The 20,984-nt window shown below is 42.0% G+C and carries 14 protein-coding genes and 2 pseudogenes; 5 read left to right on the plus strand and 11 right to left on the minus strand.

Annotated elements, in window-relative coordinates; translation table 11 throughout:
* Positions 1 to 53: 53 nt before the first annotated feature.
* The 3 genes from bioU to H6G83_RS26520 all read right to left on the minus strand — a co-directional run bounded on the left by bioU (position 54) and on the right by H6G83_RS26520 (position 3,678).
* Entirely contained in the window at positions 54 to 1,058 is a 1,005-nt protein-coding gene (gene bioU / locus H6G83_RS26510) for a (S)-8-amino-7-oxononanoate synthase BioU (RefSeq protein ID WP_190477591.1), read from the minus strand.
* Positions 1,059 to 1,243: 185 nt separating this feature from the next.
* A complete protein-coding gene (locus H6G83_RS26515) occupies positions 1,244 to 2,572 on the minus strand; it encodes a hypothetical protein (protein WP_190477593.1) in 1,329 nt (442 codons plus the stop codon).
* A gap of 11 nt (positions 2,573 to 2,583) precedes the next feature.
* The gene (locus tag H6G83_RS26520; RefSeq protein WP_190477595.1) at positions 2,584 to 3,678 is read right to left on the minus strand and encodes a cysteine synthase family protein; all 1,095 of its coding nucleotides are present in this window, start codon (positions 3,676 to 3,678) and stop codon (positions 2,584 to 2,586) included.
* A gap of 679 nt (positions 3,679 to 4,357) precedes the next feature.
* Here H6G83_RS26520 and rppA point away from each other — a divergent pair.
* Both rppA and rppB read left to right on the plus strand, forming a co-directional pair.
* A complete protein-coding gene (gene rppA / locus H6G83_RS26525; RefSeq protein ID WP_190477597.1) occupies positions 4,358 to 5,062 on the plus strand; it encodes a two-component system response regulator RppA in 705 nt (234 codons plus the stop codon).
* The gene (rppB, locus tag H6G83_RS26530; RefSeq protein ID WP_190477600.1) at positions 5,049 to 6,422 is read left to right on the plus strand and encodes a two-component system sensor histidine kinase RppB; all 1,374 of its coding nucleotides are present in this window, start codon (positions 5,049 to 5,051) and stop codon (positions 6,420 to 6,422) included. The genes rppA and rppB overlap by 14 nt, the downstream gene beginning before the upstream one ends.
* Here rppB and H6G83_RS26535 read toward each other — a convergent pair.
* Positions 6,392 to 8,095, minus strand: coding sequence for a DUF262 domain-containing protein (locus tag H6G83_RS26535; protein ID WP_190477602.1), 1,704 nt, complete (start codon positions 8,093 to 8,095; stop codon positions 6,392 to 6,394). The two genes, rppB and H6G83_RS26535, sit on opposite strands and share 31 nt — an antisense overlap.
* Positions 8,096 to 8,190: 95 nt before the next feature.
* Here H6G83_RS26535 and H6G83_RS26540 point away from each other — a divergent pair, with 95 nt between their 5' ends.
* A complete protein-coding gene (locus H6G83_RS26540) occupies positions 8,191 to 8,415 on the plus strand; it encodes a DUF6887 family protein (RefSeq protein WP_190477604.1) in 225 nt (74 codons plus the stop codon).
* Positions 8,416 to 8,453: 38 nt separating this feature from the next.
* Here the strand turns inward: H6G83_RS26540 and H6G83_RS26545 are convergent, their stop codons facing one another.
* The 5 genes from H6G83_RS26545 to kdpA all read right to left on the minus strand — a co-directional run bounded on the left by H6G83_RS26545 (position 8,454) and on the right by kdpA (position 14,739).
* Positions 8,454 to 9,551, minus strand: a complete 1,098-nt coding sequence (locus H6G83_RS26545) for a universal stress protein (protein ID WP_190477606.1) — start codon at positions 9,549 to 9,551, stop codon at positions 8,454 to 8,456.
* Positions 9,552 to 9,793: 242 nt separating this feature from the next.
* Positions 9,794 to 10,396 carry a K(+)-transporting ATPase subunit C gene (gene kdpC / locus H6G83_RS26550; protein ID WP_190477608.1) on the minus strand — a complete coding sequence of 201 codons (603 nt, stop codon included), beginning with the start codon at positions 10,394 to 10,396 and terminating at the stop codon, positions 9,794 to 9,796.
* Between the two features lie 72 nt (positions 10,397 to 10,468).
* Positions 10,469 to 10,711 (minus strand): potassium-transporting ATPase subunit F, encoded by a 243-nt coding sequence (locus tag H6G83_RS26555; protein WP_390822868.1) that lies wholly within the window; start codon positions 10,709 to 10,711, stop codon positions 10,469 to 10,471.
* A gap of 144 nt (positions 10,712 to 10,855) precedes the next feature.
* The gene (gene kdpB / locus H6G83_RS26560; protein WP_190477612.1) at positions 10,856 to 12,961 is read right to left on the minus strand and encodes a potassium-transporting ATPase subunit KdpB; all 2,106 of its coding nucleotides are present in this window, start codon (positions 12,959 to 12,961) and stop codon (positions 10,856 to 10,858) included.
* A 92-nt stretch (positions 12,962 to 13,053) separates the two neighbouring features.
* Positions 13,054 to 14,739 (minus strand): potassium-transporting ATPase subunit KdpA, encoded by a 1,686-nt coding sequence (gene kdpA, locus H6G83_RS26565; protein WP_190477614.1) that lies wholly within the window; start codon positions 14,737 to 14,739, stop codon positions 13,054 to 13,056.
* A 568-nt stretch (positions 14,740 to 15,307) separates the two neighbouring features.
* Here kdpA and H6G83_RS35555 point away from each other — a divergent pair.
* A pseudogene (locus tag H6G83_RS35555) lies at positions 15,308 to 15,886 on the plus strand (FAD-dependent oxidoreductase); the annotation flags it as partial.
* Positions 15,887 to 16,150: 264 nt separating this feature from the next.
* Here H6G83_RS35555 and H6G83_RS26570 read toward each other — a convergent pair.
* Positions 16,151 to 17,365 carry an RNA-guided endonuclease InsQ/TnpB family protein gene (locus H6G83_RS26570; protein WP_190477617.1) on the minus strand — a complete coding sequence of 405 codons (1,215 nt, stop codon included), beginning with the start codon at positions 17,363 to 17,365 and terminating at the stop codon, positions 16,151 to 16,153.
* A gap of 112 nt (positions 17,366 to 17,477) precedes the next feature.
* On the opposite strand from H6G83_RS26570, the pseudogene H6G83_RS26575 reads away from it, so the two are divergent.
* Positions 17,478 to 18,065: pseudogene (locus H6G83_RS26575) on the plus strand (FAD-dependent oxidoreductase); the annotation flags it as partial.
* 111 nt (positions 18,066 to 18,176) lie between these two features.
* On the opposite strand, the gene priA reads toward H6G83_RS26575, so the two are convergent.
* Positions 18,177 to 20,840 (minus strand): primosomal protein N', encoded by a 2,664-nt coding sequence (priA, locus tag H6G83_RS26580; RefSeq protein WP_190477621.1) that lies wholly within the window; start codon positions 20,838 to 20,840, stop codon positions 18,177 to 18,179.
* Positions 20,841 to 20,984: the final 144 nt, after the last annotated feature.

The raw sequence follows: 20,984 nt of genomic DNA on the forward strand, positions 1-20,984 counted from the left end.
ATGAGATATTAGAGATTAGTATTTTTTATTTCTCTTCTCTAACCCCTACACCCTTACTTGACAAACTGAGGCATAATCTCTGCCGCAGTAAATATGCCGTAAATGCCGCGTTGATGCAACTGTGTGCCAGCTTTGAGATAACCAAAGGCAGGGCCGCATACATTGGCTGCCATGCTGGTTTCATCGCCTAATGTAAAGGTATGGGTGGAAATCTTACCTTCAAAGGTGCGTCCTGTGACTTTGACGTTGGTGCTGAGGGGCTTTTTGGGATTACGGGTATCAACTACACCACCAACAGTCACGCGATCGCGCTCTACTATCCCTGCTAACTCTAACATGACATCATCGGCGTGTTCCATATTCTCTAAGGTCAACACACCGTTAGTTTTATCTAGTAGTGCTTCTACTTCTGCGTCACTCATCGCCCTGGCGGCTTCTACTGTATAACCGGGCATATGTCCAATATCTTCCCTCACAGTGGCGCGGTAAGCTTCCCAATTAGCAATACCTACACCAAAGGTAATCTCTACTTGATGAATTTCGGCGTAGCTTTGGGCGGCTAAGGCGGCGGCGGCGGTTAACAGTCCGGGTGTTGCACCGCATCCTGTCATGTAGGTAATACCAGCCGCTTGCAGTTCTTCTCTCATAGCAATTAGCTGTTCTACTGCACTGGTGCGCTTAATCGCATCTACCAGCACACCGCGCCAACCAGATTTAATAAACTGCCTGGCTACAGAAGGGATAAAATCGTTGGGTAGGTTGGGTAAAGCGAGAAAATAGCCGTCTACAGGTTGGGCGCTGTCGATTAAATCCTGAATACTGTTGTTGGTTAAATTACCAATTGGTTCTAAATAACCCACCGAACCTTGAGACTGATAGGTAGCGATGCAATCTTTAAAATTTAAACCTTCAGTAGCATAAGCATAACCTTTTTGGTCTGCCACTGCTACTAGAGTCATTTCCCGTTTACCTGCAAGTACCTTGGCGGCTGCTTGTCCGAGTCCACCGAAACCCAATACTCCCACACGTGTAGCCGGCGCAATATTTACTGTACTCATAGTCATTCACTTAAGTTGAATCACCAGCTTTGAGGATTCACCATCTGGGGTGATGCTGCTTGCTCAAAGCTATAAAGGATAATTATGCTTCATTATCCTAGTTTCTTCCCCAACCAGATCAGTTTTTTCACCAGAATTTGTTGCAGGGTGATTCAGACTTGATATTCTTTTCAGCGTCACCACCCTTATTTTCTTTTCAGTGCGAACAAAAGCACTATAATTTCGCTCATCACACCCGCCAGCATTCCATAAGCTGCGGAAGTAGCGCCGCTATGTCCAGTAAAAATTAGACTTCCACATACCAATAAAGTAGAAGTAGCTGCAGCAATGGTTGCTAAGTTAATGAACCAGTTCTTACCCTTGTGAATAAGTAATCCTTGAAAGGTGTTCTGCACAGCTAAGAGCAAGGGTAAACATGAGAGGATTTGGATAATTGGGCGAGATGCTTGGACAAGAGAGGGGTTATTTCCTAAAAACTGACGTAGTAAAAATAATCCTTGGTCTGTAAACCCCAGAAAAAATGGTATTACAGTAAAACTCAAGCCAACAATCATGACAAAAGTCATCAGTGTTCGCTTGGGAGTTTCTTCATAAGCAGAAATTACCACTTGTTGAATCATGCGTGTACCGTTAGCAATTGACAGCAGTAGCCCCCAGGCCGCAGGCCAGACAGCGAGTGCTAAACTACCATCGAATGAACGAGCAATGAGACTTAAGAGTATGGCTCTTGCACCCCACACTACAAGCATGGTTGAGGCTAAAGGGAGATAGTAAACGGTGACTTTGCCAAAGGTTTGGGGTAGTTTCTTAGTTTCAGAATTTGCTTGCTGGTTGAGAATTGCGATCGCACCAAGACGCATACAAAACCATGTTACCAATACTGCCTCAATCAGTATGGCTCCCATCATGGTAATACCTGCTAAAAAGGCTCCATCTAAGCGCCAACTTACTCCCACGGTCAGCGCCACAATTACCCAAGTCAATCGCGCCGCACTTGCCCAACCTACAGCTATACTCTTTTGAGCGCGGATGAGCAAGCCTTGAAAGAATCGCCGCCAAGCAATGACGAAAGGCCACAGGAACATTAACAAAAAAGTAGTTCTCCCCCTGGCGGCTATTGATGAGGTAACGCCGAATACATCAAGCAGTAGCCAGTTATATACAGGTTCCCAAGTGAGTAAAAGAAAGATACCACTAAGAGCTAGTCCTACTATGACTGTAAACTGCCACAGTGCGCGTCTAGATTTGGCTTGTCCACCTAGTGCGGTTGAAGCATGAAGAATCATGATGATGGGGCTTTCTAGAAATACCGCAACTCCTTTAACTACGCCAACTCCGGCTAATGTCTCTTGAGGAAAGGGTAGGCGACTGAGTGCAGATGTCTGAAGCGGATCTCCGAGAGTCATGGCTACATCAGACAGGGAAAGGGGAATAAACTGGGTAAGTAGTGCTAATAGCGATCGCCCTGAAGTTGTATAGTTACCTGCTGGTTTAGACTGGGGTGAGCTGTTCATGATACTTAGCACTACTGGAAATATACGGGATTTAGTGAAGCGATCGCATCATCAAGATTTTCTCCTTGTTTGAGGATAAACCCATGACGCTCAAGCCAATCGGCATCATATATTGTTTCAAGGTATCTATCACCTCGGTCGGGATTGATCATCAAAATCCGCGCACCCGCACCTAGTTCACGCGCTAAATGTAAACCACCAGCGACAATTGCTCCTGTTGATGCACCCAGAAGTAAGCCTTCACGACGTGCAAGGGTGTGACACACAGAGTAAGCTAAATCTTCTGGGACTACATAAGCGCGATCGAGCAGCGACAAATCCAAATTTGGTGGAAAGAAAGATAACCCGATCCCCGTCATCTTATATGGTTTTGCTGGCGTTCCCATAATCACGGAACCCACCACATCAACGCCAACAATGCGTGTTTTGGGAAATCGCGATCGCAGATAACGAGCTATTCCCATTATCTGTCCGGCAGTGCTAACACCAACCACCACAGCATCAAGATTGCCAGCAAAATGAGCTTCAATCTCACGCGCAGTATAGTAGGAATGTGCCTCAGAATTGAGAGGATTCAAGTGTTGACACGGATACCAAGCATCAGGAATAGTTGCAGCCAACTCACGCGCTCGTTTCATTCTAGCCTTTTGCATTGAGCCTGATTCGTCTGCCTCATGCAGTGGTACATCCACCAGTTCAGCACCATAAGCTTTCAGCATTCTTCTAAACGGTGGTGGAGTTTTGGCATCGACAACAATCATCACTCGATATCCTCGGACTGCTCCCACCATCGCCAGCCCTACGCCAAAATTGCCTGAGCTTGATTCGATAATTGTACCACCCGGTACAAGCAGCCCTTCCTCCTCTGCTCGCGTAATGAGGTAAACTGCATTTTTCTCTTTAATTGACCCACCGGGATTGCAACTTTCTAATTTCACTAAGCAATCTGAGATAGAGCATACAGGAGAAATGTTTTGCAGTTTTACAATTGGTACATTACCTAATGCTTGGGTAACATCAGCATTAGTATCTTTCCATTTACTCTGATTATTCCACTGAGAGTTGAAACCGTTCTCCAATAAGGAAGGTTTTGTTAGCTGCTTCATATTAATTATCCAATTAACAATTCAAAATTCACGCATTCACGCATTCGCGCATTAAAGACATTTTGCCTACGGCACGCTACGCGAACAGTTGGGGATTTAAACCCCAACTGAAAATTTGCTACGTACAGACGTAGGGGTCTTTAACCCTCGGAATTACGATAAATCAATAATTAGTACAAACTATTACATTTGTATGATTTTGCACATTTGAACATATTTTTATCTTGCAGTATAAATATGAAATTAGGATGAAATTTCGACTTAGGCTTGATTTTTTATCAACAGTAATAATAAATAATTACTATTGCTGATTTTGCCTTTATCTTGCACCTGTTCATTCAGAGGATAGTAGGCACTGCCCAGCCCAGGAAATAATCAGCTTTCTCAGTTGTTATCTTAGTAATAAGAGATTAGTGCAAGATGTAATACTCAATTAATATGAACCTGCATAGAATAATATGTTGAGAATAGTTGAACGCAGATGCACGCAGATAAACGCAGATAAATTATTGGATTTTATCTTATGTGCTACCTCATATAAAATTGGTATAAGTTAGTCACAATCCTGCCGGATTTCATCCTAATTTCATCAAATTCTGTCAACCTATTAATAGGGATATCCCTATTGCACGGTCTGCTTATATCACAAATTAGCAAAACTTTAATTATTTAATTAGATATGAGGGTACTACTTGTCGAAGATGAACCAGATTTAGGTGCTGCTATTAAGCGTACTTTAAATCAACATAAATACTTAGTTGATTGGGTTGTAGATGGTAATGACGCTTGGGCTTACTTAGAAAATAGTTCGGCGCAATATACAGTGGCGATTCTCGATTGGATGCTTCCGGGAATTACTGGTTTAGAATTATGTAAAAGACTACGTTATAAAGCAAACCCTCTTCCTATTTTAATATTAACTGCTAAAGATAGCATGGAGGATAAAGTTACTGGTTTAGATGCTGGTGCAGATGACTACTTAGTCAAACCTTTTGGCATGGTAGAATTGTTAGCAAGATTGCGGGCTTTACAACGTCGCTCTCCCCTATTCCAACCCCAACAATTAACTGTTGGTAATTTAACTCTAGATTATGGTAACAGTACAGTTATCAAACAAAATACAACAGGTGAACAACAACGGATTACATTAACTAATAAAGAATTTCAACTATTGGAATATTTGATGAAGCATCCCAACCAAATTTTGACTACTGAACAAATTCGTAATCAAATTTGGGAAGTTAATGCGGAATCTAGTAGTAATGTAGTAGCGGCGCAAATACGTTTGTTACGTCGCAAACTTATCAATAGTGATTGTGCTAATCCAATAGAGACTTTGCACGGTCTGGGATATCGTTTTAAATTTCATGATGAATCAAAATAAACTGTTTCGGCTGACTCGCATTCGCCTAGCTCTGTATTATGCTATTGTCATGGGTTTGATTTTAAGCCTATGTGCTTTTGGTTTTTATAGGTCTGTATTTCATGCTCATGTGGTGGCTTTAGACAGTGAAATCGAGTCGGTAGCGGGAACACTGCATGATAGTATTGAACTAAAATTAAAGTCCCCTGGACGTTTGGAACCTTTAGTGAGTCAGTTATTACCCAATCAAGGTAACTGTGAAGGGGAAGCTAGTAATTGTATTCAACAGCCGCATTCTAAACGCCATCTTCTCGGCATTGTGACTAAAACTAGCTACTATGTACGTTTTTTTGATATTTCCGGAAAATTAATTGCTAATGTTGGTTATCATCCAGAGGGATTACCTAACGTTTTTAATCCACAAACTTGGCAATTTCTTAAGGACAACCAAGGTAAAGAATACCATCAAATTACTCTATCGCTGCATACCCAAGATTATCAAGATTGGGGATATATGCAGGTAGGGCGAAGTTTAGAGGAATTTAACCATTATTTAGATAGTGTAAAACTAATTTTGGGATTAGGATTGCCAATAGCAATGGTGATGATTGCTGGGGCTAGTTGGTGGTTATCAGGATTAGCTATGCAGCCAGTTTATCAGTCATATCGACAAATTCAACAGTTCACAGCAGATGCCGCGCATGAATTACGAACGCCTTTAGCTGCCACAAGTGCAACGGTAGAATCAGCACTTTTAATGACACAAATAGACCCAGAAGAAACAAGGGATATTTTGCAAACTATACACCGTCAAAATCAGAGGATGACGGCTTTAGTTGTTGATTTGTTAATGTTAGCTCGTTTAGATAGACACCAAAAGTTGCAGCGTGAATTTTGTTGTTTAAATGATATAGTTAGCGATTTAATTGAAGAGTTTGCAGCAATGGCAACTACCGCCGGGGTGAAGTTGATATCTTCAATACAAGTTAATCAAGATGTGAATATTATCGGAAATTCCGACCAGCTTTATAGATTAGTTTCTAATTTAATCGTCAATGCAATTCAATACACACCCAGAGGTGGAAAAGTAACGGTTGTATTAGACCGTAATGACCATGATGCTGTAATTAAAGTTCAAGATACTGGTATTGGTATTCCAAAACAGGAATTAAATCGCATTTTTGATCGGTTTTATCGGGTAAGTAGCGATCGCTCTCGCATTACGGGCGGTTCTGGGTTAGGATTAGCTATTGTTCAGGCTATCACTCAAGCCCATCACGGCAGTATAGATGTGCAAAGTGAATTAAGTAAAGGAAGTACCTTTACTGTAAAATTACGCGCCATGATGCGTTACACAGAAAAGTCGGCTCTCCAAATATGAACAGCTCGTTGTGCTAAACGTTTTTGCCTTGCAGCCAGTGTATCTGGAGTCCATTCTTCAGCTAATATATCTTTTGTAATTTGATACACACTCTGCTGATAAGCTTCTCGCTTAATTGGATAAATGTCATTACCTACTTGCCGATTAAGATGAGGTTCTAATGGGGTTAAGTTCCCTAGACGATATACCATTTCTTCTATTTGGGAATCAGTGAACTGTTGCCGCCAATCGCTACTAGGTGATTCTGGTAATATATGTTCAATGGAAAAACTATCTTCGTTAACATCTATATGAGAAGTATCTGCCTCAAGTTTACATAAGATATATTTGGCTAACTTCTTCTTTTGTCCCTTCGTAGACATTGAGAATAAACAGAAGTCTTGGAAGAACTTTTCGTCTGAAACATAAACTGAGCGAAGATTATCAAACACTTGTTTGGGATTGGTTATCTCACCTTTTGTAATTGCAATTGCTACTTTGTTATAAAGTAATTCTAATTCATTAGGATTTAAACTACTCACAATGGTATAGCGAAACGACAGTACACACACAAGTTTTAATAAGCGAGTAAAGTCTTGAGGCGAAAACCTTTCATAAGCTGTAAATAGAGTTGGATAGGCTTGCTTTACTCCGAATAATTCAAGTTCACGAATATATGGTCTATTTTCTGAAGCATCGCGCCAAAACTCATCATTAGAGTTACCAAGAGCAATAAAGAGACTGCTGTAATTTTCCAGTTTATCGAGTAAATCAAATGCTTGTTGAGCATCTTTCACCACTTCACGAACTATTTTAAATAGTCTTTCACGTCTTACTCTGGTTTGTGTGAGACTAAGATAGTAGCGAAGAAATTCAGGAAATTTTTCCATTTGCACTGTATTAATAATTCGCCTCCATTGCCTTTGTGCCTCCTGTAAATCGTCTGGCCCCTGGAATAGCGAAAATAAGTAATTCTTGAGTAAATCTGTTGAGCTTAGTTCTACACCTCTAGCATTGAGAGTTTCAAAAACTGTATAAGCATTCAATTCATCTTCAACGTTAATCTGAATAAAAAGTAATCTTTGAGCTACAGTATTGGTTAAAAATTCAGCCAATTTTTCGCCACTGTGAATAACTTCTGGCAGTTCTGCAAGATGAGTAGAAAAATACTGAAAAGCCTGCCAAAGTAATTGATTGGACTTTGCTAGAGCGCGAATATTAAGTGGTCTTCTCAGGTTAATTAAATTGCTTTGATAAAAATCGTTGTTATTTTCATTTAAAATCAGCTTGCTTGAATAACGCAGAGAGCGGGGATCTTTATCACTAAGGTATGTACGCTTGAGGATTTCTTGTCTTTCGTGATTAGCTTCTTTTTCCTCTTCTTTCTCTACTAATTTTTGGATTTTATCAATCACAGCAATAGCAACAATACTGAGAGTAGCTAACCGTTGTTGCCCATCAATAATTGTAAACTCTTTATCTGAAGTGCTAGAAGTTTGTAGAACAAGCGCCCCCATGTAGTGGCTAGAGTCAGGGTTAGTATGGAGTGCTAAAATATCTTGCCAAAGGTCTTCCCAATTTACTTCATTCCAAGAGTAATCATGCTGGAAAATTGGTACTCGATAAATCTTGCCATTACCAATCAAATCACCGAAACTAGTAGTACGAGTATCTAACAGATTAATTCGAGCCATAAATCAAGATGGTTAGACTAGTTTCAACATCTTAGGTATCAAGAACTATTCTAAGCTGTTGTGTTTCAATTTAACCCACATGGAGAGATATTTTAATGAGTCAGATTGATTATGCTGCTATGTCTGATGAAGAATTGAGACGGTACTTTCTCCAACATCGTGATGATAAAATAGCTCTTAGAGTTTATCTTGATAGGCTCAATGAGGGTCAACATGAGATGATTACGACTGTAGAAGACCCTAATTTTGATGCTAAGATTCAAGCTGCAATTCTGCGGAAAATGCAGATAGCAGATAGTAATGGTGAAGCAAACTTTTAACGAATTACTTTAACGTTTACTGATTTTTTGAATTGATGTCAGCGTTTGGATGAGGCTTTTTCGCTGGCGATGATGTGTATATCAATGTTTTTTAGCAAGCGGACTAATTTTTGAGTTAATGAACCTTTGAGGAGAATTCGCCAGCGTGAGTGGTGACTTTCGCCGATGACTATTTGTGTAATGCGGTATTTTTCTGCAACTTGTGCGATCGCCTGAGCTATATTAGTGTTAGTCTCACGAATAAAAGTACCGTCAAATTCTTTACACAATTTCTCGCAAGTATCTATGTGTAAACTTTCTTCTTTGGTGAGGAAGCGTTCAGGATTGGCAACAAATAAAACATATAATGGTGCATTCATGTAGTTAGCTATTCTTGCACCCCGCCGCAAAAGTTGGACTGAGTTGGGATAAGTAGATACACAGACTAAAACCCGTTCGTGAATGTTACAAAATTGTCCGTTAGGGATGGTGGCGATCGCTTCTTCTTCTACGTTATCAGCTACTTCTCGCAAAGCCAATTCCCGCAAAGCAATTAAATTACGGCGTTGAAAAAAGTTATCCAGGGATTGTTGGATTTTTGGCTGTGCATAAATTTTCCCTTCCAACAACCGTTCTTGTAATGTTTCTGGCGTAACATCTATTACCACTACTTCATCAGCTTCTTCCAAAATCCTATCAGCTACACGCTCTCTGACGACCACACCAGTAATTCTTGCTACCACATCATTGAGACTTTCCAAATGCTGCACGTTCATTGTGGAATAGACATCAATACCTGCGGCTAAAATGACTTCCACATCTTCGTAGCGTTTTTCTCGTGGCGAACCAGGAACGTTGGTATGAGCGAGTTCATCAACTAACACCAATTGGGGTAAGCGCTTGATAATAGCGTCTGTATCCATTTCCGTTAGTGTTAGCCCACTTCTCACAATTTCCTGACGCGGGACAATTTCCAACCCTGCTGCTTTATCGGCTGTTTCCTTGCGTCCGTGGGTTTCTAAAAGCCCAATAACAACATCAATTCCTTCTTGTTTAAGTGCGTGCGCTTCTTCTAGCATCCGGTAAGTTTTTCCTACACCCGGAGCCATACCAATAAATATTTTATGCTTACCCCGTTTTAATTGGTAATTAGTCATTAGTCAGTTATCAGTTATCAGTTATCAGTTATCAGTTATCAGTTATCAGTTATCAGTTATCAGTTGACAGTTGACAGTTGACAGTTGACAGTTGACAGTTATCAGTTATCAGTTGACAGTTGACAGTTGACAGTTGACAGTTGACAGTTATCAGTTATCAGTTATCAGTTATCAGTTATCAGTTATCAGTTGACAGTTGTTATTTTTCCCTTTCCCCTTTCCCCCTTCCCCTTTCCCCAATCTTATCGATTTTGCTGATTATTTAAATCCTGCAAATCAAGAGCGTAATTTAATCGCAAAACATTGACTCCTGGTTCGCCAAAAATCCCTAAAAATCTACCGTCTGTGTATTTATTCATTAAACGGAGAATTTCATCGGGTTGCACATTACGGGCGCGGGCTACTCTCTCTATTTGTTGTCTTGCTGCTTGAATAGAAATATGGGGGTCTAAGCCTGAACCAGAACTATATATTAAATCTTCAATAGGTTGAATATTTTCTTCGCGCAGTCGATTTGCTTCCTCAATAATACGGTTTAATAATGCTGGGTTGCTAGGAGCTAAATTGCTACCCCCAGATATACCTGTTGGTCTAGCTTTTCTACCTTGACTATATCTTGCTGCACTGGGACGACTATGAAAATATTGTTCGGAGGCGAATACTTGACCAATTAAAGCGGAACCAATTGGTTGTGCTTCTATATTTTGCATGACGCTACCGTTAGCTTGATAGGGAAATAATCCTTGACCAACTACTAAAATAGCTAGAGGATAAATGATGCCTGCTATCAACCAAAATACTAGAGTAATACGAATAGCTCTTAAAATTTCTCGAATCAAGGACATATAAATTTTTCCAGACACGTTGAATTTTTAATTTTGTCAAGGATTTAATTGATAACTGTTCACTGTCCACTGTTAAAAGCGTTCTGGCTGAAAAATGACGACAAATAAGTAAATCACAAGTGATGCTAGTACTAATGCTAAGACGCGAAAAGCCCAAGCAGCAGTTTGATTTACAGCAATGCCAGTAATAGCATAAGCTGCTGGATGAATGAGAAAATGTAAAGCGAAAATAATGGCGATCGCTAATAATAGATGATGTTTAAACCGCCGTGGCAAAATGTGAAAATTCATCGTCAAAAACTTATTAAGTTTCATGGTCAATAGTCAATAGTCAATAGTCAATAGTCAACAGTCAACAGTCAACAGTCAATAGTCAATAGTCCAAAGTTATTCTCCCTCATCTCCCCCATCTCCCCCACTCCCTCATCTCCCTCATCTCCCCAGTCCCCAATACCCAATTCACGCCAACCCAACGAGTGTAATTAGCACATCTATTAATTTAATGGCGATAAATGGGGCGATAACTCCACCTAAACCATAAATTAAAATGTTGCGTTGCAGTAATTGATTAGCTGTGAGGGGTCGAAATTGGACACCTTTCAACGCCAAGGGTATCAAAGCCGGAATAATTAGGGCATTATAAATCAACGCGGACAGTACAGCAGAATTGGTACTTGTCAAATTCATCACATTGAGACTTTGCAAATTAGCGGATGCAAAAATGACGGGAATAATGGCAAAGTATTTAGCAATATCGTTAGCAATGGAAAATGTGGTTAATGCACCCCGCGTAATCAGCAATTGCTTCCCAATACTGACGATATCGATGAGTTTTGTCGGATCTGAGTCCAAATCAACCATGTTAGCGGCTTCTTTGGCGGCTTGAGTGCCTGTATTCATGGCTACACCGACATTCGCTTGGGCTAAGGCTGGTGCATCGTTGGTTCCATCCCCTGTCATGGCTACGAGTTTACCTTGGGCTTGTTCTCGCTGAATGACGCTGATTTTATCTTCTGGCGTAGCTTCGGCGATAAAGTCATCAACTCCAGCTTCTTGTGCAATTACATAGGCGGTGATGTGGTTGTCACCAGTCAACATAATGGTGCGTACTCCCATACGCCGCAATTGGTCAAAGCGTTCGCGAATACCAGATTTCACTATGTCTTTGAGGTAGATGACACCGTAGATTTCGTTATCTAAGCAGACTGCTAGGGGTGTACCTCCCTGTTGAGAAACTCGCTCATAGGCTGCATCTAATTCTGGGGTAACTCGTCCATTGCGCGATCGCACAAATCCCTTAATTGCTCCCACTGCTCCCTTCCGCGCTTCCCGTCCCCCCGGTAAGTTAGTCCCACTCATGCGGGTTTTTGCGGAAAACTCTACGCCCTGTGCTTGGTTAGGGTCGAGGTCATATCTAATACCTAATTTCTCCGCTAGGCGAACAATTGATTTACCTTCTGGTGTATCATCAAACACGCTAGCCGCCCAAGCAACACTAGCTACTTGCTCGATGGAATACCCATTAATCGGGATAAACTCTTCCGCCAAGCGATTCCCCAAGGTGATAGTACCAGTTTTATCTAATACTAAGGTATTCACATCACCGCAAGCTTCCACCGCCCGTCCAGAGGTGGCGATGACGTTAAATTGGGCGACTCTATCCATACCCGCAATGCCGATCGCACTGAGTAAGCCGCCGATGGTGGTGGGGATCAAGGCAACTAATAGGGCTACCAAAATCGGGACGTTGACTGGGGTATCTGCATAGTAGGCGAATACGGGTAAGGTAGCGACAACAAACAAGAATACCAAGCTCAAAACAGCGAGTAACACCGTCAAAGCAACTTCATTCGGTGTTTTTGTCCGTTCCGCACCTTCAACTAAGGCAATCATCCGGTCAATAAAACCTTTACCTGGGTCAGCCGTTACCCGGACAATCAGTTCATCGGAGATAATGCGCGTACCACCAGTAACAGAACTGGCAATATCTGAGCCTGATTCTTTGAGAACTGGAGCAGATTCTCCCGTAATCGCTGATTCATCGACTGAGGCGACACCCATAATAACTTCCCCATCGGCGGGGATGATATCGCCTGCTACTACATATACAGTATCCCCTTGTTTAAGACTAGTGGAAGGGACATCTGTAATTGTGCCATCGGGGGCGAGTAGCTTGGCAAGTGTCTCCGATTTGGTTGAGCGTAAAGTATCAGCTTGGGCTTTACCTCTACCCTCGGCTACAGCTTCGGCAAAGTTAGCAAACCAAACGGTAAAGAACAAAATCCCGGTTAAGATACCGTTGAAAAGTTGGGGATTTTTCTGTTGGGTGGGGCCGAATAAATTGGGTTCAATTGTGACTGATAAGGTGATGAGAGTTCCCACCCACACCAAAAACATCACAGGGTTTCTAATGGCAGATTTGGGATTGAGTTTAACAAAAGCATCCCCAATTGCCCGCAGGTAGATACCTTTGGTTTTGATTTTAACTTTCTTGCGTGCTTGAGGGCGATCGCTAGTACGAGAACGGGGGGGTTTATTTTTTGGGGTAGGTGCAGATGGGTTCATAGTGGGGACTGGGGACTGGGGACTGGGGACTGGGGAAGGGGGAAAGGTAACAACTGATAACTGATAACTGATAACTGTCAACTGATAACTGATTAACTACCAGAGGCTAGTTTAAAGGCTTCGGCGATGGGGCCTAGTGCGAGGACGGGGAAGAATGTTAAAACTCCCAATATCAAAACTATGCCGGCGGTGACGGTGGTAAATAGTAGGGAATCTGTCTTGAGGGTTCCTGGGGTTTGGGGTACAGTTTGTTTACGTGACATACTATCAGCCAACAGCAGCATGGCGATTATGGGAACGTAGCGTCCTACAAGAATGCTGACGCTGGTGCTGAGATTCCACCAGAGGCTATTGTCTGTCAGTCCTTCTAAGCCGGAACCATTGTTGGCGCTGGCTGAGGCGTATTCATAAACTACCTGGGAAATGCCATGAAAGCCTGGGTTAGTAATACCGGAGAGGGAAAAGGGATAGGCTAGGGCGATCGCACTGGGAATTAACACTACTATGGGGTGAACTAGTAAGATTAAGCTGGCGAGAACAATTTCCCGCTTTTCGATTTTGCGCCCAAAAATTTCTGGGGTACGTCCCACCATTAACCCTGTCAGGAAGACTGTGAGAATTAGGTAAATGAATAGGTAAGCTGTCCCAGTTCCTTGACCGCCCCAAATTATTTGTAAAAATAAGTTAAATAAAGTTGCAAATAGTCCTTGAGGCATTAAAGCATCGTGCATTCCGTTGACTGCGCCGCACATGGTGGCGGTTGTCATCACTGCCCAAAGTGCTGTTTCTGCCCAGCCGAAGCGCACTTCTTTACCTTCTAAGTTGGGTTTCTCTATACCTAAAGTACCGTTGACTAAAGGATTTCCTTGTAGTTCCCCAGTTGCGGCTACCCACACCAGAATCACAAATACAATAAATACCATCCAAAACAAGAGCCAAGCCTGTTTAATATTTTTGGCAAATACACCGTATGTGTATATCATGGCTGCGGGGATCGCAATCATGGCAATGGTTTCGATGAAGTTAGTCGCACCGTTGGGATTTTCAAAAGGGTGAGCGGAGTTAGCCGCAAAAAAACCACCGCCGTTTTCCCCCAACATTTTGATCATCTCAAACGAGGCGACTGGGCCTCTGGCGATGTATTGGGTTCCGCCTTCTAGGGTGGTGATGGTTAGGGTTGGGCTTAATGTTTGCGGTACACCTAACAAAACTAAGGCGATCGCACCAATGACCGAGATGGGCAATAATATCCTCGTGATCCCACGGGTGAGATCAACATAGAAGTTGCCGAGTTTTTTCCCTGTTAAGCCGCGAATAAAGGCAATACCCACAGCCAAACCCGTGGCGGCGGAAGTAAACATCAAAAATCCTAAAGCTGCTACTTGCGAGAAATAACTCAGGGTTGTCTCCCCTGCATAATGTTGCTGGTCAGTATTCGTAACAAATGAAACTACTGTATGCAGAATAATATCCCAGCGAGGCACACCGAACCCGTTGGGATTCCAGGGTAATAACCTCTGATAATGTATCAATGAATATACTAAGATTCCCATGAACAGGTTAGTGTAAAGTATGGCGCGTATATACTGCCAACCAGTCATATCATCTTTAGGACGGACACCTGATATTACATAGATGCTCCGCTCTATCGGGTTCATCAGAGGATCAAGTATAGTTCTTTCTCCCAAGAACACCAGGGCTATGTATCTACCTAAAACCGGGGTAATTGCTATGACAATACACAGCGTTAAGCCAATTTGTAACAAACCTAGTCCCATTTATTTCATGCCTAATTCCAATTGCGTGTTATGAAACTAAATATTAGATATAAAAAATTACCTGTTTACTGATAAGACTGTGAGCAATTTGGCAACTTTTGGGTTAACTCTATTTACTCTACATAACTTACTTATTTAAACCATTACTATTTTTTACTTACTGTTTAAAGTCTCCATCAAGAATATTTAAATTTACTTTTACACATATATTTTGCCTATAAACTCTCCTGTTTATACAACACATCCTCAAGATTGGCTACTTGATAATGTATAAGTTTCACTTGAAAAATGAAATTTAAGTATAATATTACACGTAATTTAGATATTACTTAAGAGAAAACTATTGTATTAGGGTGGGCATCGCCCACCAAAAAGATGTTGTGATAGACATTACTAACCTTACTTATATTTAAACATCAAGTATAAATTTGATATTTTAAGTGTGAATAGAATTTTTGGTGTTAAAATTAATAAATTAAATCAAATAATCGCAACTAGTATCTAACCTTTAATAATTTTCAGGAATAATATATGAAACATAATAACTGCTAGCAAATTTAAGCAGAATATGAATGCAGAACAATCATTTATAACCGATAAGTCTAAGTGTCAGCAGAGTGTTTTGATTGTGGGTGGTGGCCCGTCCGGTTTAGCTACAGCCTTAATGCTGGCTAAACGCGGTTGGACAGATATCACTGTCCTAGAACAAAGAAGCACAGCAGATTACTATGAACCAGACAAGTCATTTAATTATTTAATAGATGGTCGAGGACAAAAGTTTACAGACTATCTAGGAATTACGTCTAATCTTCCAACAATAGGCGTTTCCACTCAAGAATTTTCTTTAACCAGAATTGCTCCAAATGGTAGCATAAAATCATCAAAACTGCCGATTGTAGACCCTAAGCGAAAAACTTCTTATTGGATAACCAGAAAAGCTTTTGTGAGGATGTTGTATCAGGAGGCACAGAATTGGCAAGACTGTATCAAGGTACTTTTTAATGCTAAATGTGTCGAAATTAACAAAATAACTACTAATAATCAAGAAGATAAATTAGATGTTATTGCTGAGGTCGGTAAAGATAATTTTGTCAGATTTGCACCAAGTCTTCTAATTGGTTGTGATGGTCTTCGTTCTTTAGTTCGCCAGACCTTAGCAGAGTGGGATACCTCCGGGTTGAACAAATTTCAGATGCAGCTTTTCCCCTGTGATAGTGCAGGTTTGAGGTATAAAGTTTTAAGCTTACCACCGCAACCTATCTTGGATCACGATGGCGCAGAATACGCTGTGAGTGAAAGGGCTTATATTGTTCTGGCTGCATTGCGTCATCCTCAGCGTTATTTACGCCTTGGTATACTACCTGTCAAAGACCCAGAGGAACCACGGACGGCAAATTTGACACTCCCCGAATTAGAAATTCGGGGATTCTTGCTTCACGGGGATTCCAACGAATTTACCCTCAGCAAGCATCTTGACCGTATGCCCTACGGCTGCAAGTCCTTTTATAAGAACTACCTGCGCGGCTGCCACATCTCTATCAGTTATATAGCCGCAATTTGAACAAGCATGAGTACGTTCTGACAAATCTTTCTTACCCGTTTCAACACCACAGTTAGGGCAAATCTGGCTAGTTTTACGACTGTCCACTTTTTGAAAATAGACACCGCGCTTAAAGCAGGTCTGTTCTAAAATATTGAAAAATTGACCAAACCCAGCATCTAGACAATGTTTGCCTAGCATCCCACAGGATAGCCCGACCAAGTTTAAATCTTCAACAAATAGCATTCCGGCATCGTTGCAGATTTGGTGAGACAGTTTAGAGTGCCAGTCCTTACGATAATTAGCGACGTACTCATGCAGTTTTGCTACTTTCTTTTGAGCTTTATACCAATTATTTGATCCCTTACGTTTTCTAGAGACACGCTGTTGCAGCAATTTAAGCTTGCGTTCGGCATCTACAAAAAACTTTGGGCGCTTGACAGTCAACCCATTGGAGGTAGCAATAAAACTTGTTAGGCCTACATCAATCCCCACAGCTTCCCCGTGTGGCATCGGTGATGGCACAGATACATTCCATTGGACGATTAGCATCACGTACCAACCAGAAGCACGCTTCACTACACGCGCTTGCTTGACTACGCCACCATCAGGTATTCCCCTTGATTGTCGTAATTTAACCCATCCAATCACAGGAAGGTTAACCATTCCTGGTTTCAGTCTTTCACCTTGCATTTGCGGGAAGACAAAAGACCGCATCCTTCCCATTTTTTTGAACCGAGGGAAGCCGTGATTTCTCTCCCACATTGCTACAAACGCCACTTCTAAGCGTTTTAAGGTTTGCTGCAAAACTTGAGACTGCACTTTCTTGAGTTCAGGAAACTCTTTCTTTGCAGCAGTTAACGCTTTGCACTGACTGGCGTAGGTGGGTCGGGACGTATCAGCAGGAATGATGTATTCGTGTTTGAGTGAACAGGCGTTAATCTGACAACTACGCGATAAATACCAATCTTTGCGTTCAGCTAAGGCATAGTTGTAGACTCGGCGATTAATTTCTAACCAGTCTTCAAATATCTGAGCCTGTGCATGGGTTGGCTTTAATTTAAATTCGTATGTCAGATTAAACACTTATTTGTCACCTCCTCTATTATTATAAATCGTATTTGCGTTTTGTAATCATTACGGACAAATTTATTTGTCCTGTTCGCGCTCTACCCCCGGCTGAAGCGTGGGGGCTTTACGCATCACGACTCGTAAGATATTATCGCCGGAAGAAGCAGACCGCTTTGCTAAAAGTGAAGGCGGTTATTTTCCTAAACCTCAGTATTGTTCTGGATTACAATTTTTATTGACAAGCAAGTCAAAAAATCAGGATTCTTTGCCTATTGGGGTAGTGCTGTTAGGTGATACCATCCATTGCTTTCCGCCAGACATCGGACAAGGGGTAAATGCGGCGTTAGAAGATGTCTGTGTTCTGGATGAAGCACTTTCTCAAACTAATGATGATATCTCACAGGCACTACCTTTATATGAGTCCTTGCGGGTTGCTGATACGAAAGCTTTAATTAGGCTTGTGCAAATTGCTTTTCCCTGGCAGTATGGTCAAGACCCTTTCCGCACTAAGATATGGAGAATCAACTTTTTTCTCAGGCTGGTACTCAGTCGCTTGTTACCCTTCTTATTTAGTCCACAAGCATTTTTTCTCGTGCAAAATTACCAGCTTTCTTACCAGGAAATTTTGGCTAAGGTCGATCGCACTACCCAGATTATATATGTACTTGGGTTTATACTGTTGTTTGGGTTTTTGGTTGTGGTAGCGTGGCAATAGATTGGGAAAAAATTGAACGCAGATGAACGCAGATGAACGCTGATGTAGCAGGTGACAGTTGTTATTCTCCCTCATCTCCCTCATCTCCCCCAGTCCCCAGTCCCCAGTCTCTCACATAATATTCAAGGGGTCTACATCTATAGTTAAATTGACACCATCGGGGCAAAGTAAGCGTATTTCTTCCCAGTCTGGTAGATGTGGTAAAGCGTCAGGGGCAAATTTTAACAATATCTGCCAGCGATAACGGTTGGCTACCCGCATCACACTAGCTGGTGCTGGGCCTAAAATTTCAAATCCTGGGTTGTCACTTAAAACTGTGGCGATCGCACTCGTTGTATTCTGTACTTGAATAGGATCAAAGCTACTCAGCCTTAACAAAATTAACCTACCATAAGGCGGATAATTGAGAACTTGCCGTTGTTCTAACTCTGCTTGCACAAAAGATTCATAGTCATGATACCTGACTGCCTCAATTACCGGATGTTCTGGAGTATAGGTTTGCATAATTACCCTACCGGGATCATCACCTCTACCCGCCCTCCCGGCCACCTGAGTCAAGGTTTGAAACGCCCGTTCACTGGCGCGATAATCTGATAAGTTTAACAGTCCATCAGCAGCAACCACACCTACTAATGTCACCTGTGGTAAATCTAAACCTTTAGTCAGCATTTGCGTCCCTACCAACAAATTCGCTTCCCCATTAGCAAACCGAGTTAGTAGGGTACGGTGTGCGCCTTTGTTACGGGTGGTATCGCTATCAAAGCGGATGTATTTCAACTCTGGAAACTGTCGGCTTAACTCTTGGGCGACACGTTGAGTCCCACTCCCGAAGAATTTCAGGTAAGGTGAACTGCATTCGGGGCAGTTTTTAGGATGTACCGCCACATAATTACAGTAGTGACAGCGCAATAATTGCGGCGCTCCTTCTTCTGTTTGGTGATACGCTAGGGACACATCACAGTGGGGACATTCCATTACATAACCACAACTGCGGCAAGATACAAAGGTACTATGTCCCCGGCGATGGATAAATAAAATTCCCTGTTGTCCTGTTTGTTGCAGTTGTTGTAAAGCTTCTTGCAGCGACCTACTAAATATAGAACGATTTCCCTGTTGTAACTCCTGGCGCATATCTACTATTTCCACTGGCGGTAAGGGGCGGGAGTTGATGCGTTCGGGGAGGGGGGAGTAGAGGGACTGGGGACTGGGGACTGGGGACTGGGGAATGGGGGGAGATGGGGGAGATGGGGGAGATGAGGGAGATGGGGGAGATGAGGGAGATGGGGGAGATGGGGGAGAATTTTCTAAATATTCCTGTTGACTATGGACTGTTGACTGTTGACTGTTGACTGTTGACTGTTGACTATTGACTATGGACTGTTGACTATTGACACTCACCCAACTGTCTAAGGATGGTGTGGCGGAACCTAGAACCAAGGGGCAGTTTTCTAGTTCTGCACGCCATTGGGCGACGGTGCGGGCGTGGTAGGTGGGGATGGGGGAGTCTTGTTTGAAGCTGCTGTCGTGTTCTTCGTCGAGGATAATTAAGCCGAGGTTGGGTAGGGGGGCGAAAACGGCGCTGCGTGTGCCGATGACAATTTGGGGATCGCCTGTCAACATTTGTCTCCAGGTGTCGTAGCGTTCGCCGTCGGAGAGGGCGCTGTGATAAACGCTGATTTTATTGTTGCCGAAGCGGGCGCGGAAACGGTCGGTGAGTTGGGGTGTCAGTCCGATTTCTGGGACTAGAACTAGGGCTGATTTTCCTTGTGCCAGTAGTGGGGCGATCGCTTGTAAATATACTTCTGTTTTGCCGGAACCTGTGACTCCATGTAACAATACTTCAGCAAATCCCTCTAGCTTTTGTATAGTTGCTAAAGCATTACTTTGGGCAAGATTTAATATCTTTGGTATATCTAAATCTAATACTTGTGCCTGTTCTTTACGCAATATTTCTCTTTCTTCAATAGCAATGTAGCCTTTTTGTTCCATCGCCTTCAAGGTGGAGGAACTGGTACTACAAATTTGTAACAATTCGCTGTGCCATAACTCACCTCCACTTCTTCGCAATACATCTAAAATTTCTCTTTGCCTGGTTGTTAAGTCACGGTCAATTGTGTCAATTAATATCACTGCTTTTTGCAGTTTTGGTTTTGTTGTCCGGGGCGGTTCCAAGTAACTTTCGACTAAACCATGACGCAATAATTCCCGCAATCCTCTGTAAGTTGATTTAACTTTTTGCTGCAAATAAGCAAAACTATAATCCCCTGCCCCTTGGTCTTGCAATAATTGCAGAATTTGCTGTGCTGGCGGACTTAAAAAGGGAACAGATGACTGATTTTTTTGTCTTTTGATCAAGCGGACTCTTCTTTGCGATCGCCCTAATAATCCCGGTGGTAAGGCTACCCTTATTACCTGAATTAATGGCGTATAGTAATAAGCCGCTACTCGATTTAATAATTCCCAATAAGCGCTAGCAAAAAACCCCGAAGTGACTACATCCTCTACTGCGCGGATTTTTTCTGGTGCTATGTCAACATTGGGCTGTGACGATAATCTGATGGCGATCGCGCCTAATTGCTGCGAGCCGAAAGGTACACTTAATATATCTCCTGGTTTGATTTCTAACTGGTTCGGTATCCGGTATGTAAATAACCCTGAATTACCCGGAAAGTCTACTAATACTTCAACGTACTGATTGGCATTTGTAGCGGCTCGGTATAAATCCTTATTTTCGCTAACCAATAAACCTAGTGAATTGTTGTCATTAATATACATAATTGTTTAATTCTAAAGATAAATCTTCTTATTTCCTTAGACCGAGCCAGTTAAGTTTACTTAGCTTGCCAGATTTTAATTTTTCTTTCTTTAGATGTAAATTGTAAAACCTACTACTTTTATTACTTATAATACTTGATAAGT

This window comes from Anabaena azotica FACHB-119, from assembly GCF_014697625.1.
GTDB classification, from domain to species: Bacteria; Cyanobacteriota; Cyanobacteriia; order Cyanobacteriales; family Nostocaceae; genus Trichormus; species Trichormus azoticus_A.